This is a genomic window from Chryseobacterium sp. (genome assembly GCF_045629545.1).
In the GTDB taxonomy this organism is placed as follows: domain Bacteria; phylum Bacteroidota; class Bacteroidia; order Flavobacteriales; family Weeksellaceae; genus Chryseobacterium.
In genome coordinates, this window is sequence record NZ_JAZQRK010000044.1 from 25,042 (window position 1) to 38,176 (window position 13,135).

The 13,135-nt window shown below is 33.8% G+C and carries 15 protein-coding genes, 1 other RNA gene and 1 pseudogene; 14 read left to right on the forward strand and 3 right to left on the reverse strand.

Annotated elements, in window-relative coordinates; genetic code table 11:
- Positions 1-16: 16 nt before the first annotated feature.
- The 4 genes from ACKI42_RS10550 (at position 17) to ACKI42_RS10565 (ending at position 2,090) form a co-directional block, all read left to right on the forward strand.
- Complete coding sequence (locus tag ACKI42_RS10550; protein WP_407405197.1) at positions 17-244, forward strand: hypothetical protein; 228 nt, start codon at positions 17-19, stop codon at positions 242-244.
- A gap of 528 nt (positions 245-772) precedes the next feature.
- Complete coding sequence (locus ACKI42_RS10555; protein WP_407405199.1) at positions 773-1,285, forward strand: DUF421 domain-containing protein; 513 nt, start codon at positions 773-775, stop codon at positions 1,283-1,285.
- Between the two features lie 6 nt (positions 1,286-1,291).
- A complete protein-coding gene (locus ACKI42_RS10560) occupies positions 1,292-1,789 on the forward strand; it encodes a GNAT family N-acetyltransferase (protein WP_407405201.1) in 498 nt (165 codons plus the stop codon).
- A 61-nt stretch (positions 1,790-1,850) separates the two neighbouring features.
- Positions 1,851-2,090, forward strand: a complete 240-nt coding sequence (locus ACKI42_RS10565) for a hypothetical protein (RefSeq protein WP_407405203.1) — start codon at positions 1,851-1,853, stop codon at positions 2,088-2,090.
- A gap of 38 nt (positions 2,091-2,128) precedes the next feature.
- On the opposite strand, the gene ACKI42_RS10570 is transcribed toward ACKI42_RS10565, so the two are convergent.
- Positions 2,129-2,443, reverse strand: coding sequence for a DUF4286 family protein (locus tag ACKI42_RS10570; RefSeq protein ID WP_407405205.1), 315 nt, complete (start codon positions 2,441-2,443; stop codon positions 2,129-2,131).
- Positions 2,444-2,592: 149 nt separating this feature from the next.
- Here ACKI42_RS10570 and gyrA point away from each other — a divergent pair, with 149 nt between their 5' ends.
- From gyrA to ACKI42_RS10600, 6 genes are all read left to right on the forward strand, one after another.
- Positions 2,593-5,178, forward strand: coding sequence for a DNA gyrase subunit A (gene gyrA / locus ACKI42_RS10575; protein ID WP_407405207.1), 2,586 nt, complete (start codon positions 2,593-2,595; stop codon positions 5,176-5,178).
- Between the two features lie 26 nt (positions 5,179-5,204).
- Positions 5,205-6,227 carry a hypothetical protein gene (locus tag ACKI42_RS10580; RefSeq protein ID WP_407405209.1) on the forward strand — a complete coding sequence of 341 codons (1,023 nt, stop codon included), beginning with the start codon at positions 5,205-5,207 and terminating at the stop codon, positions 6,225-6,227.
- A gap of 182 nt (positions 6,228-6,409) precedes the next feature.
- On the forward strand, positions 6,410-7,246 hold the full coding sequence (locus tag ACKI42_RS10585) for a 1,4-dihydroxy-2-naphthoyl-CoA synthase (protein ID WP_407405211.1): 837 nt from the start codon (positions 6,410-6,412) through the stop codon (positions 7,244-7,246).
- An 83-nt stretch (positions 7,247-7,329) separates the two neighbouring features.
- Positions 7,330-8,259: a 1,4-dihydroxy-2-naphthoate octaprenyltransferase gene (gene menA, locus ACKI42_RS10590; protein WP_407405213.1), complete on the forward strand. Its 930-nt coding sequence runs from the start codon at positions 7,330-7,332 to the stop codon at positions 8,257-8,259.
- Positions 8,260-8,424: 165 nt separating this feature from the next.
- Positions 8,425-9,111 carry a metal-dependent hydrolase gene (locus ACKI42_RS10595; RefSeq protein WP_407405215.1) on the forward strand — a complete coding sequence of 229 codons (687 nt, stop codon included), beginning with the start codon at positions 8,425-8,427 and terminating at the stop codon, positions 9,109-9,111.
- Positions 9,111-9,902: an NUMOD4 domain-containing protein gene (locus ACKI42_RS10600; protein WP_407405217.1), complete on the forward strand. Its 792-nt coding sequence runs from the start codon at positions 9,111-9,113 to the stop codon at positions 9,900-9,902. Before ACKI42_RS10595 ends, ACKI42_RS10600 begins: the two co-directional genes overlap by 1 nt.
- Positions 9,903-9,904: 2 nt before the next feature.
- Here ACKI42_RS10600 and ffs read toward each other — a convergent pair.
- Positions 9,905-10,001: signal recognition particle sRNA small type (gene ffs / locus ACKI42_RS10605), an RNA gene on the reverse strand.
- 131 nt (positions 10,002-10,132) lie between these two features.
- Here ffs and ACKI42_RS10610 point away from each other — a divergent pair.
- The 4 genes from ACKI42_RS10610 to ACKI42_RS10625 all read left to right on the forward strand — a co-directional run bounded on the left by ACKI42_RS10610 (position 10,133) and on the right by ACKI42_RS10625 (position 12,927).
- Entirely contained in the window at positions 10,133-10,714 is a 582-nt protein-coding gene (locus tag ACKI42_RS10610) for a DUF4199 domain-containing protein (RefSeq protein WP_407405218.1), read from the forward strand.
- A gap of 19 nt (positions 10,715-10,733) precedes the next feature.
- On the forward strand, positions 10,734-11,684 hold the full coding sequence (locus ACKI42_RS10615; RefSeq protein ID WP_407405220.1) for a glycosyltransferase family 2 protein: 951 nt from the start codon (positions 10,734-10,736) through the stop codon (positions 11,682-11,684).
- 241 nt (positions 11,685-11,925) lie between these two features.
- The gene (locus tag ACKI42_RS10620; RefSeq protein ID WP_407405222.1) at positions 11,926-12,414 is read left to right on the forward strand and encodes a DUF4280 domain-containing protein; all 489 of its coding nucleotides are present in this window, start codon (positions 11,926-11,928) and stop codon (positions 12,412-12,414) included.
- A gap of 177 nt (positions 12,415-12,591) precedes the next feature.
- The gene (locus ACKI42_RS10625) at positions 12,592-12,927 is read left to right on the forward strand and encodes a hypothetical protein (RefSeq protein WP_407405224.1); all 336 of its coding nucleotides are present in this window, start codon (positions 12,592-12,594) and stop codon (positions 12,925-12,927) included.
- Between the two features lie 6 nt (positions 12,928-12,933).
- On the opposite strand, the pseudogene ACKI42_RS10630 reads toward ACKI42_RS10625, so the two are convergent.
- Positions 12,934-13,135: pseudogene (locus ACKI42_RS10630) on the reverse strand (IS5/IS1182 family transposase); the annotation flags it as partial.

Sequence of the window (13,135 nt, forward strand, 5' to 3'; positions counted from 1 at the left end):
AAAAATCAAGATCGTAATGAAGCTCATATATCGTTTTATACTATTTAAGGATAATAGCGTTCAGCCAATTAATGTTGTTGAAAGTCCCGTACAGAAATATACAGTAGACGCAGAAAAACTATTTGGAGTATATCAACTCACGAATAAAGACTTTGCAATTTGTCAGGCTATTGATTTTTATAACGAATTAGTTCCTTTATCTAAGAAGTATCAAGAATTTTTAAAAAAGGATTCTCTACCTTAGATTTATTATAGACCTATGGGAGATTACAAATATTATGATACTCTGTATTTAGATCGTCTAATTGATAATAAAAAATTTAATAAGGTTTTCAGAAATGAAATGAAAGTAGAATATTATGTGTATGGTACCAAATCTTTTTAGTAGGCTAATATCACCAAAGTACTTCTTTTAGAGTATTCAACTCAATTTTCAGACGTAGAAAAGAAAATTAAAAAAGTAACCGCAGCAGAAAGTACAGAGAATAATTATGGTTTTTGTAATTATTATCCTAAAGTGTTTGCGCACAATCAAAATCTTTACTTTACCTATTATGATAATTTTTAAATGATATAATCGTAAAAAAAAAATCTAATGTTCAATTTCCAGATAGAAAGGTAGCTGAGGTTTCAGACTCTGGAAAAGAAACTACAAAATGGTCATCAGACCTCGATCTATTAGGGTTACCGTGATTGTAATATGCTTTTTATTTTTTTTTATTAAATTTAATATCAAAATGTTTACATTTGATAGGCCAAAAAACATTTTAACATGAATGCGCTTTTAGACATTTCTGTACGGTCATTATGTGTTTATCTATTCATTGTAATAGGAATCAGAGTTTTTGGTAAAAACCAACTCTCACAACTCAATACTGGAGATGTAGTTTTGCTATTATTGATTTCTAATGCCGTACAAAACGCTATGGTAGGAGAGAACATTACCTTACAGGGAGGACTGATAGCGGCATTGGTTTTGTTTGTTGCCAATTTTATTCTGAAAAGAATAATGTTTTACAATAGATCTTTTGCTAGCTTACTAGAATCAGAACCTGTCATTCTCATCAGAGATGGAAAAACTGATGAGGTTTCACTAAGAAGGGTAAAAATCACAAAAGAAGAACTTATGGAGGCCATTAGAGAACACGGTGTAGAGTCTATAGATCTTGTAAAATTATCTGTATTAGAAGTAGATGGCAACATAAGTGTTATTTCTGAAGATGTAAAAAACAAGCAAACCTACTATTCTAGAATTAAGAGAAAGTTTAAAAGAAAATATCATTAAATAAAAATGAATTACGAAATAAGAGAGATGGTTCCGACCGATGAGGTTCGCGTATTAGAGATTTTTCAGCAAGGCATAGATGGAAAGATGGCCACTTTTGATACAGAACTTCCTAGCGCTGGCGCTTGGAATGATAGTTATCTGAATGATTGCCGTTGGGTAGTAGAAAACGAAAACAGCTTGGTTGTTGGCTGGTGCGCTCTGAAGCCTACAAGTAAAAGAGCATGTTTCAGTGGTGTTGCAGAAGTAAGCATTTATTTTGATGAAAACTATAGGGAAAAAGGATTAGGTACTCTTTTATTAAAAAAACTAATTCTAGATAGCGAAAATCATGGCTATTGGACATTACAATCTAATATCTTTACAGATAATGAATCTTCTATAAGATTCCACCAAAAAAATGGTTTTAGAATAGTAGGAGAGCGTAAGAATGTGGGACAATTAGATGGCGTTTGGAAGGATGTTATAATGATGGAAAAGAGAAGTGAAAGAGTAGGAATTTAGGTAGATTGATAATTTTGGCACTATCATTGTTTATACAATATATTATCTAAAAGAAAGGATTATGAAAGGAATACTTAAAGTTCTAGGAATATTGGTAATGGTTTTTTCATTGTCATCGTGTGTGGTACATGAACAACAAAGAGGAAGAGCCCATTTGCCTCCAGGACATGCAAAAAAAATATATGGAGGAAGCGCAAGACAATATGCTCCTGGACATATGAAGAAAAAAAATTATTATAAAGTTGATCGTAAAGGACCTGGATACAAAAAACATAAAGGTAACCATCGTGGTAGGCACTAATAATCAGAAAGCCCTCAATGAGGGCTTTTTTGTTTTTTTTAAAATCTAGTTTGTTTGGGATTTAAGAAAGTATTAAATATCATTACCTCTTGTCCAAATTTTTTCTCAATGATTTCTCTTATATTAAGAATTTCGCTTTCCATAAAATCTATTCTCTTTTCTTCATTATCAAAAATAAGCAAGAGATTATAGTTTTTTCCGTCTTCAATAAATTCGCTATGTACTTCCGAAAGAATATATTTGTCAACATCCATTAGGTTTTCTGTAAGTACAACCAAAGTTTCATCTACATATTTTTCCCATTCTTCTAATCTATCTTTTGTACAATGGAAAGTAATGCTCAACACGCTCATATTTTAGGATTTTTTTAATATTATTTGACTAAATTCTTCCGCAAAAATCGGTAAAATTTTCGTAAATTAGCACGTTATTAAATATTCAGAATAAATAGTTTTCAGACAACTTATTAATAGTCTGATTATCATTACAATAAAAGTTATATATGCAAAAAGAAGGAGAAAGATTGATTCCCATCAACATCGTTGATGAAATGAAGTCATCTTATATTGATTATTCAATGTCCGTTATTGTTTCTCGAGCTTTACCGGATGTAAGAGATGGTTTGAAACCCGTTCATAGAAGAGTACTTTACGGTATGTTCGGATTAGGAGTTTTTTCTAATAGAAAATACTTGAAATCTGCGAGAATTGTTGGGGATGTATTAGGTAAATATCACCCTCATGGAGATTCTTCTGTATATGATGCAATGGTAAGAATGGCGCAGCCTTGGAGTTTGCGTTACCCACAGGTAGATGGGCAAGGTAACTTCGGATCTATGGATGGTGATCCACCAGCAGCAATGCGTTATACGGAAGCTAAATTGAAAAAAATATCAGACGAAATTTTGTCTGATCTTGAAAAAGAAACCGTAGACTTCCAAAATAACTTTGATGATAGTTTAACGGAGCCTTCTGTAATGCCTACAAAAATCCCTAACCTTTTGGTAAACGGTGCATCAGGTATCGCAGTAGGGATGGCAACAAATATGGCACCTCATAATCTAACAGAAGCGGTAAATGCGATTACTGCATATATCGATAATAAAGATATTTCGATAGATGAGTTGATGCAACATATTGTAGCACCCGATTTTCCTACAGGAGGTATAATATATGGTTATGATGGGGTGAGAGATGCATTCCATACAGGTAGAGGAAGAATTGTATTGAGAGCTAAAGTAAGCTTTGAAGAGGTTCATAATAGAAACGCAATAATCGTTACAGAAATTCCTTATCAAGTTAATAAAGCGGAGATGATTGCCAAAACTGCTGATTTGGTAAAAGACGAAAAAATACCTGGTATCTATGAAATCAGAGATGAATCTGATAGAAATGGTATGCGTATTGTCTATGAACTGAAAAATGACGCAATACCAAACGTTGTTTTGAATTTATTATACAAATATACTTCGCTACAAACGTCTTTCAGTGTAAATAATATTGCATTAGTTCATGGAAGACCAGAACAGCTTAATTTAAAGGATATAATCCATCACTTCGTAGAACATAGACATGTTGTAATTGTAAGAAGAACAGAGTACGAACTAAAGAAAGCCAACGAAAGAGCACATATTCTAGAAGGTTTCATGAGAGTTATTGGTTCTCAAGCTTCTTTAGATAAGGCTATTTCTATTATCCGTCATAGCGCAAATCCAAGTGCTGCGAAGGAAGGATTGATGGAAGAATTTGAACTTTCTGATATCCAAGCGCAAGCAATCTTAGATATGCGTCTTGCTCGTCTTACAGGGATGGAGCTAGATAAAATTCGTGATGAGTATGAAGCAATCATGAATGAAATCAAAAACCTTCAAGATATCTTAGCAAACGAAAGTAGAAGATTCCAAATCATTAAGGATGAATTAGCTGAAGTTAAAGATAAATATGGAGACGAAAGAAGAACGGAGATCGATTATTCTGGTGGTGAAATGTCTATTGAAGATATTATCCCGAATGAAGCGGTAGTTCTTACCATTTCTCATGCTGGATATGTGAAGAGAACTTTACTTTCAGAATACAAAATACAAAGTAGAGGTGGTGTAGGTAACAAAGCAGCGACTACAAGAGATTCAGATTTCTTAGAGTATATAGTATCTGCTACGAACCACCAATATATGTTGTTCTTTACCGAAAAAGGAAAATGCTATTGGTTAAGAGTATTCGAAATTCCAGAAGGATCCAAAACGGCTAAAGGTAGAGCAGTACAAAACTTAATCAACATCGAACCCGATGATAAAATTAAAGCGTACATCAGAACCAACGACTTGAAGGATATAGATTATATCAACCAAATGAGTGTGGTAATGATTACGAAAAATGGTACCATCAAGAAAACTTCTTTAGAAGCTTATTCTAGACCAAGAGTAAATGGTATTAACGCAATCGAAATTAGAGAAAACGACCAATTACTAAGTGCTTATCTTACCAATGGAGAATCTCAGATTATGATTGCTACTAAAAATGGTAAATGTATCCGTTTCCCAGAAGAAAAAGTAAGAGAGGTAGGTAGAGGATCTATCGGAGTAAGAGGTATTACACTAGATGATAGCGATGAAGTAATCGGTATGATTGTAGTGAATGATCTTGAGAACGATACTGTACTTGTGGTTTCTGAAAAAGGATATGGTAAGAGAACTGCTGTTGAAGATTATAGAATTACCAATAGAGGTGGAAAAGGAGTGATCACGCTTAATATTACCGAAAAAACGGGTAATCTTATTGCTATCCAGAACGTGAACGATGATGATGGATTGATGATAATCAACAAATCGGGTGTCGCTATTCGTATGAATATGGATGAGATGAGAGTAATGGGTAGAAATACGCAAGGGGTAAAAATGATCAACCTTAAGAAAAATGACGAAATTGCAGCAATTGCAAAAGTAGCTATGGATAAAGAGGTTGAGGAGGAAATAGATGAAGATGGAGTAGCAAGTACAGAAGAAGGTACAGAAATTGCAACACCTCAAACGGATATAATTTCAGAAAACGAAAATTCAGCTGAGAAAACTGAAGAAGGTTCTGAAGAATAATTTATTTAATTTTTAAAATTCTTATTATGAAAAAGCTAATTTTAGGGATCGCTATCGTTGCATCAGCATTTGCTTTCGGGCAAAAGCAAGATGTAAATGCACAACTTGCAGCTTCTAATAAAGCGGCAATGGACGCTTATCAGGCAAAAAACTATACAGTAGCTGCTCCCAAATTTTTAGAAGTTTACAATTTGCTAAAAACGAGTGGTAAAGATGATAAAGTTTATATGTACTATGCAGGTTTAAACTATGCTCTTGCTAATAATTTAGACGAGTCTATTAAAATTTATTCTGAATTAATCAATTCTGGATATACTGGTGTGCAAACTAATTATACTGCTAAAGATAAAAAAGGAGAAGTCTCATCTTTTGAGAAACCAATTTGGGAAGGTCTTAAAAAATCTAAGGATTATACGGATTTCAAAGAAGAAAAAACTCCTAGTGTAGAGCCAGAATTGTATGAGACTCTTTCAATTTTATTATTGAATGCTAAAAAGTACAATGAAGCAATAGAAATTACTGAGAAGGGATTAGCTAAATTTCCAGCTAACGCAAAGTTGAAAGAAAATCAATCTATCGCTTACCATAACTCGGGAAATACTGAAAAGTTTACTCAAAATCTAAAAGATCAATTAGCAGCAGACCCAAAAAATGCAGAAAATTGGTATAACTTAGGGGTCATGCAAAGTAAAAATCCAGCTACTGTTAAAGAGGGTATTGCATCATTCAAAAAAGCGATCGAATTGAAGCCGGATATGTCTAATGCTCATCAGAATCTAGTTTACACAACAATAGGTGAGGACTCTAAAGCCGTTGAAGAAATCAATGCTCTGAGAAAAACCAAGCCAGATGAGGCAACTAAACTTATTGATGCTAGAAAAGCAAGATTTACTGAAGCTTTACCTTACGCTGAAGCTTGGTATAAGATACAACCAGAAAACATTGATGTTGTCTCGGCTCTGAAAGATATTTATGGTATTACCAAAAATGATGTTAAAATGAAAGAGATGAAAGCAAAAGAAATTGAGCTTCAATCTAAGGGTAAATAATTCTTTTACGCTTCAAATATAGTAGTCCGAAGTAGATATTTCTACCTCGGACTATTTTTTTTTATCTAACTTTTGTATGGGTTTGAAATACAGATCTCAATTCTTATCAATTATAAGATTCCTCCCTTTTACAACCCTAAAATTCTATGTAATTCCGTATCTTTGAGAAAAATTTTTACAAGATGATCGAGTGGAAAACTGTCAAAGAATACGATGATATTACTTATAAAAAATGCAATGGTGTAGCTAGAATCGCTATCAATAGACCAGAGGTAAGAAATGCATTTAGACCCAAAACTACTTCAGAGTTGTATGATGCTTTTTATGATGCATCAGAAGATGCTTCTATTGGTGTAGTCTTATTATCCGGAGAAGGACCCAGCCCTAAAGATGGCGGTTGGGCATTCTGTAGTGGTGGAGATCAAAAGGCAAGAGGTCACAAAGGATATGTAGGGGAAGATGGTAGACATCGTTTAAATATATTAGAAGTACAAAGACTGATTCGTTTTATGCCAAAGGCTGTAATTGCTGTAGTTCCAGGTTGGGCTGTTGGCGGCGGACACTCTCTTCACGTGGTTTGCGATCTTACTTTAGCAAGTAATGAGCATGCTATTTTTAAGCAGACAGATGCTGACGTTACAAGTTTTGATGGTGGGTACGGTTCTGCATATTTAGCTAAAATGGTGGGTCAGAAAAAAGCACGCGAAATTTTCTTTTTAGGAAGAAATTATTCAGCACAGGAGGCTTTCGAAATGGGTATGGTAAATGCAGTTATCCCTCACAACGAGTTAGAAGATACAGCCTACGAATGGGCTCAAGAAATATTAGCAAAATCGCCAACTTCTATCAGAATGTTGAAGTTTGCCATGAACCTTACAGACGATGGAATGGTGGGACAACAGATTTTTGCAGGAGAAGCTACTCGTTTGGCATATATGACGGACGAGGCTCAGGAGGGCAGAAACGCATTTTTAGAAAAAAGAAAGCCTGATTTTGGAAAAAATCAGTGGATTTCTTAATATCAAAAGTTAAGTAGTAATGGTTGGGCTTAAAAATATTTTTTTTTGCTCAACTCATTACTTTTAATCAACAACTAAAATATATGATAGATTGGATACAAGCCGCAAGGCTTAGAACTTTACCACTTTCTCTGAGTGGTATTATTATGGGTTCATTCATTGCCAAATGGAGACTTTGGGGTGAAGGAGGCACTTGGGATTGGAAGATTTTTGCACTCGCACTATTGGTTACTCTGCTTTACCAGGTTTTATCCAACTTTGCTAATGACTATGGCGATGGTGTAAAGGGAACAGATGCAAAAAGAATAGATACCGCAGAAGCTAGAGCTGTAGCCTCAGGAAAAATTTCTGCTTTACAAATGAGAAATGCCGTTATTACTGTAGCAATACTTTCATTTATTGCAACTATTGCACTTCTCTATGTAGCATTTATACCAGAATATATGAACCAATTTTATATTTTCATTGGGTTAGGAGTTGCTTGTATTCTTTCCGCAATTGGGTATACCGTTGGGAAAAAGCCTTATGGATACATGGGATTAGGAGATCTATTTGTTTTTGTATTTTTTGGTTTAGTTTCTGTAGCAGGAAGCTATTTCTTATTTACAAAAACTTTTTCTTGGGATATCTTACTTCCGGGCACAGCTATCGGAATGATGAGTATGGCTGTACTTAACCTTAACAATATGAGAGATATAGTAAATGATAAAAATTCGGGTAAAAATACATTGGCTCTTAAGATTGGTTTCAAAAACGCCATGATCTATGAGATGGTTTTATTACAATTTCCTCTTATTTTAATCTTGATATTTTTGGGCTTGAATGGTTTTATACAAACTCAGAATTATTATGTTTTTATCGTAATGATTCTTATGATTCCTTTCGCAAAACTTAGAAGAAAAATAATGGCAGTGAAAGAACCGAAAGAACTAGATCCATTCTTGAAACAGGTTGGTATTCTTACTTTTATGATGGCTGTACTTACAGCTTTTGGTCTGAACTTTTTTAATTAACGAACTTATATGCAGCAGTAATTTTTGCTGTACATCTTTATTTTTTTCAAGCGTATCTTGAGTAAATTTCTATAATTTTATATTTCGTTTTTAAGCTCAATTTTATGTAAATATTAATTCGTTAAATCTATTTTTAAATTCATTTAATTTTAAAATAAACTTACAATGAAAATTCAATACTTAGGACAAAACTGTTTTTTGTTCACCTATAAAGAAAAAACGATCCTTTGCGATCCTTTCTATAATTACAAAAAAGCTGAATCTGGATTTGATATACAAGCACAAAAAATTGATTGTATTCTGCTTACCCATGCACACGGAGATCATATTGCAGATGTAGAAGAAGTTTTACAATACCATCCTCAAGCTACGCTCATAGCAGTGCCAGAGATTTGTGCTTATTTTAAAAACGCTACCAAGACCGATGATGTAAATCTTGGAGGATCAGCAAAAATAGATGATCTTAAAATTTCTATGGTTCCTGCACATCATACAAGTTCTTTCCCAGACGGAACGTATGGAGGAGTACCTGTTGGCTACATTTTTAGACTACCAGAAGGCAAGAATCTTTACCTAGCAGGTGATACAGGAGTGATGGCAGATATGCAATTGTTTCCGCAATTGTATGGTGCAATAGACTTATCAATTCTCCCGATTGGTGGACATTACACCATGTGCGCAACACAAGCATCATTTGCGGCTAGCGAACTACTAAAAACACCTAAAGTGATTGGCTGTCATTTTGATACTTTCCCTGCTATCAAGATAGATCACGACCAAGCTAAAAACTTATTTGATGAAAGAAATGTTGAACTAATTATACCACAACTAGGAGAAGAAATAAATTTTTAATGATACATCATAAGAGTCAAGAGGTTTGGAAGGAGTTCCCATTATCTCTTGAATTTGAGGGATTATACAAAATCGAAGTTTCTAATTTGGGAAATATACGGACCTATAATAGTCATTATCCAGATGGAAATGAGGTGAAAGGTAGTGTTCAAAATGGTTACAAATGTTTAAGATTCACACTTTTTAAGAAAAGATCAGCTAACGATGTAGCCAAAATAGCACTGATACAAGACCAAATAGACGCTTTAAATAAAAAAATAAAGGGTGAGACCACAAGTGAGCAAATTCTTGCAAATTTGAGGCAAAAAAGAGACGAGCTTGTGCTGAAGAGGAAAAAGAAGAATGAGCACATTAATAAGAGGAGAGCCATATACTTATGTTTATTGTTCCATAAAGCTGTAGCCCAACTCTTTCTCGATGCTCCAGAAAGTAGTGAGGAAAGATTTGTAATCCACAAAGATTTTGATAAAACCAATAATCATGTTGATAATTTGGCGTGGGCAACACGTGAAATGCTTACTAAAAGACACAATATGCATCCAAAAATGGTGATGAGAAAATTTGATAAGCAGTTCAATGATGCGAAACCAGTAGTTCCTAATGCGAAATTAAAAGAAATGGAAGTGTTGCAAATAAAATTACGCCTAAAGAAAGGACAAAAATTAAAGCAGATTGCTAAACATTTTGGAGTTTCGGATATGCAAATACACCGTATCAAGTCTGGTGAAAATTGGTCGCATGTAAAATTGTTGGAAGAAATAAGGGAAAAAAACCTTGACAATAAGGCATAAAAAAATGGCAAGCTACCTACATCACACCGCTCAACCAATTACCTTTGCTGCGTTCCCACCCTGGAGGGTTTTTAGGAGCTGGTTGTGTAGGACTTGCCGTTGCAAATATAGGAATACTTTTCAGAATTGAAAATATAATTTAAAAAAAATAATTAAAAAAATCTATTATTACTGCTATTTATCTGAAATACAGAGTAATAGAATTTAAAAAAAATAATAAAAATTTAGACATGACAAAAAACCCTTTTATACTAGGTATTTTACTTTTTGGCGCTACAATGCTCATATTTTTTGTAGTATACTTTTTTTTCTCCGGCATTAATTATTTTGAAACATCCATGATTATCAACGCGTTTGCATTACCCGTTTTATATGCAGGGACTGCTTTTTGGTCTGTAAAAACAGCTTGGAACAAAAAAAGATTGAATTTCAAAGAGGCTTTTCAAAAATCTTTCGTGCCCATGTTTGTCGGAGGATTACTTTCTGTAATCAGTATTTTTACCTTCCTAAACTTTGTAGATAGGGATGCAAAAGACCTTCTAAACTATCAGTTTGTGCAAACCAATAAGCAAAAATTGGAGGATACTTACCAAGCAGAAAAATCTCGACTGAAGACAGAAAAAGAAATACTAGATCTAGAAGTAGATTACCAAAAAAATCTTCAGAGTTTCAATTCTGAACAAGTGAAAGGAAAAGACATGCTTACATTCAGTCATTTTTCAGGATATTTTGCTGCAATTCTTATATTTTACTTAGTTTTGTCATTATTTTTCGGAGCCTTTCTAAGGTCGAGAAGTAGTGCTAATCAATAATATTTTATATCAGATTTAAATGAATTTATCTATAGTTATTCCGTTACTTAATGAAGAAGAATCTTTGGAAGAACTTTTCGGGAGGATTGATAAAGTGTGTACACTAGAAAATCTTTCTTACGAAATTTGGTTTGTAGATGATGGAAGTACAGATTTGTCTTGGGCAATCATAGAGAACCTAAAGGTTCAACATCCTCAAATTCACGGAATTAAATTTTCTCGAAATTATGGGAAATCTCAAGCTCTACACGCAGCTTTTGCTAGAACTAGAGGTGATGTAGTAATCACCATGGATGCTGATTTGCAGGACTTTCCGGAGGAAATACCAGAATTGTACAAGATGGTAGTAGAAGAAAATTATGACATTGTTTCTGGCTGGAAAAAGAAAAGATTTGATAATGTGATGACCAAGAATTTACCCTCAAAACTTTTCAATGGAGCAGCAAGGAAGTTGTCTGGGGTTTACCTTCACGACTTCAATTGTGGGCTGAAAGCTTACAAAAAACAGGTAGTAAAATCTATTGATGTATACGGAGATATGCACAGATATATTCCAGTTTTAGCAGCAAATGCAGGGTTCAGTAGAATTACAGAAAAGCCCGTTCAGCACCAAGCAAGACCCTACGGAACATCAAAATTTGGTACAGAAAGATTCATTAGAGGATTTTTAGATTTGGTTACTCTTTGGTTTGTAAGCAGATTTGGAGGTAGACCAATGCACTTCTTTGGCGCTGTAGGAACTTTAATGTTCATCATCGGATTTCTATCAACCATTTGGCTAGGAATATCTAAATTGATTGATGTTGCAAAAGGAATTTATGGACATTTAATCACCAATAATCCTTGGTTCTATATCGCACTTACAATGATGCTGATGGGAACTTTACTTTTTGTAGCAGGTTTCATTGGAGAATTGATTATCCGTACCACAAGAGATCATAAAAATTACAATATTGACGAGGAAATATAGTTTCTAAATCAATTTTTTATAGCAAAACCGTCAAAATTGTTTGGCGGTTTTTTTTGTGAACTAAATAATTAATTTAACCAGTTATTTATATCCACAAAACTCAATAATCGTCCACGTATCAATTGTTAGAGTTAAGTTCATAAATTAAGTTAATATTCAGTATAAAGTTAATTATATTTTAAAATAATATTTGCCATGTTGATATTAATCGGTATATTGGTTGATAAACACAAAAACACAGATGAGCGAAAAACACCTTGTATGCCATGGCGCAATTTGCCATTGCCAATATGGTACAGTTCCTGATAAATTGGCTGTAAAAACACAATCTAAAAGATACATCAACGATAAAGACGGCACCGAAAAGCTAATGGCTACGCATGTAGATATTGGCAAAACCTTTCAGAATAATACATTTGGCTCTTGTGCTAAAATCAACAATAATCCTTGCCAGGTTACAGTAACCCAATGGAACGGATACTACGAAAAAATTACCTTAGAAGATAATAACGGAAAAGCATTATTAGAAGATAGTAAAGTTACTTGTCCTATAGGAACACCCGATTGTATAAGCATCACATTTCATGGTCAGACAGTAGAATTATCCCAACAAAATATAGAAAATGCAGATAAAGAGGTGCTTGTGGAATTGTTTCCTTTTTTTGATTTGGATGAAGGAGTGGAATTGGAGGATGATGAAGAAGTTGATGTTAACCTAATAAAACTTTAAAAAATATTATTAGCAGGAGAAACAAGACCGACAGCGAACAAAAGCTATACCTATACAGTACTTTTTAAGCTTATTAACGCTAAAGTAAAAAGTTGGAAACTAGAATATAACGGAAAGTCATTAGGGAAATTTACCACAGGAACTTTTAAGTTTCATTCTAATCTTGCGGGGAAAACAGTGAAAATTTCTGCTCTAGTATCTTCTAATGGTAAAGATACCATTGTATCTACCAATGTAATAGTATTAGCTGCTGTGCCTAGTATTATAGAGCTATCTTGGATAGATATTAACGGAGCAAATATTGGGGGTCGTGTAATTGGGTATCTTGATAAGGTGAAACTTGTGGTAAAAACAAAGAATATCCCTGCCAATGAAATCTTAAAAGTCACTATATATGAGGACGAATACGCAGATGGTCATGATAAAGACTCATCTCGAAACATGGGTACCTATGATGCAAAAGTGAATAATAAAGGAGTGGCAGAGATTAATTTTAATAACATTAAAGTATGAACTGGTTTAAACTTTTCTTTTGTTAAATTTTTTTAGAGCAATTATTATAAACGCTAAATAATTAAACCCTAACCAACTTGCTACAGATGTATCAAACCTATTAAGCAATGATCTAAAACTGTCCATCCAAGCATTTGTTCGTTCAATTTTATATCTCTGGCTATAAAGCAATTGATCAAAATGTTCATCTCTATCCGCATCTCCATTT

What these genes read in the sequence shown, in the direction of transcription:
- ACKI42_RS10550 (WP_407405197.1), top strand. Translation starts at nt 17, where the DNA reads ATGAAGCTCATATATCGTTTTATACTATTTAAGGATAATAGCGTTCAG.
- ACKI42_RS10555 (WP_407405199.1), top strand. Translation starts at nt 773, where the DNA reads ATGAATGCGCTTTTAGACATTTCTGTACGGTCATTATGTGTTTATCTA.
- ACKI42_RS10560 (WP_407405201.1), top strand. Translation starts at nt 1,292, where the DNA reads ATGAATTACGAAATAAGAGAGATGGTTCCGACCGATGAGGTTCGCGTA.
- ACKI42_RS10565 (WP_407405203.1), top strand. Translation starts at nt 1,851, where the DNA reads ATGAAAGGAATACTTAAAGTTCTAGGAATATTGGTAATGGTTTTTTCA.
- ACKI42_RS10570 (WP_407405205.1), bottom strand. Translation starts at nt 2,443, where the DNA reads ATGAGCGTGTTGAGCATTACTTTCCATTGTACAAAAGATAGATTAGAA.
- gyrA (WP_407405207.1), top strand. Translation starts at nt 2,593, where the DNA reads ATGCAAAAAGAAGGAGAAAGATTGATTCCCATCAACATCGTTGATGAA.
- ACKI42_RS10580 (WP_407405209.1), top strand. Translation starts at nt 5,205, where the DNA reads ATGAAAAAGCTAATTTTAGGGATCGCTATCGTTGCATCAGCATTTGCT.
- ACKI42_RS10585 (WP_407405211.1), top strand. Translation starts at nt 6,410, where the DNA reads ATGATCGAGTGGAAAACTGTCAAAGAATACGATGATATTACTTATAAA.
- menA (WP_407405213.1), top strand. Translation starts at nt 7,330, where the DNA reads ATGATAGATTGGATACAAGCCGCAAGGCTTAGAACTTTACCACTTTCT.
- ACKI42_RS10595 (WP_407405215.1), top strand. Translation starts at nt 8,425, where the DNA reads ATGAAAATTCAATACTTAGGACAAAACTGTTTTTTGTTCACCTATAAA.
- ACKI42_RS10600 (WP_407405217.1), top strand. Translation starts at nt 9,111, where the DNA reads ATGATACATCATAAGAGTCAAGAGGTTTGGAAGGAGTTCCCATTATCT.
- ACKI42_RS10610 (WP_407405218.1), top strand. Translation starts at nt 10,133, where the DNA reads ATGACAAAAAACCCTTTTATACTAGGTATTTTACTTTTTGGCGCTACA.
- ACKI42_RS10615 (WP_407405220.1), top strand. Translation starts at nt 10,734, where the DNA reads ATGAATTTATCTATAGTTATTCCGTTACTTAATGAAGAAGAATCTTTG.
- ACKI42_RS10620 (WP_407405222.1), top strand. Translation starts at nt 11,926, where the DNA reads ATGAGCGAAAAACACCTTGTATGCCATGGCGCAATTTGCCATTGCCAA.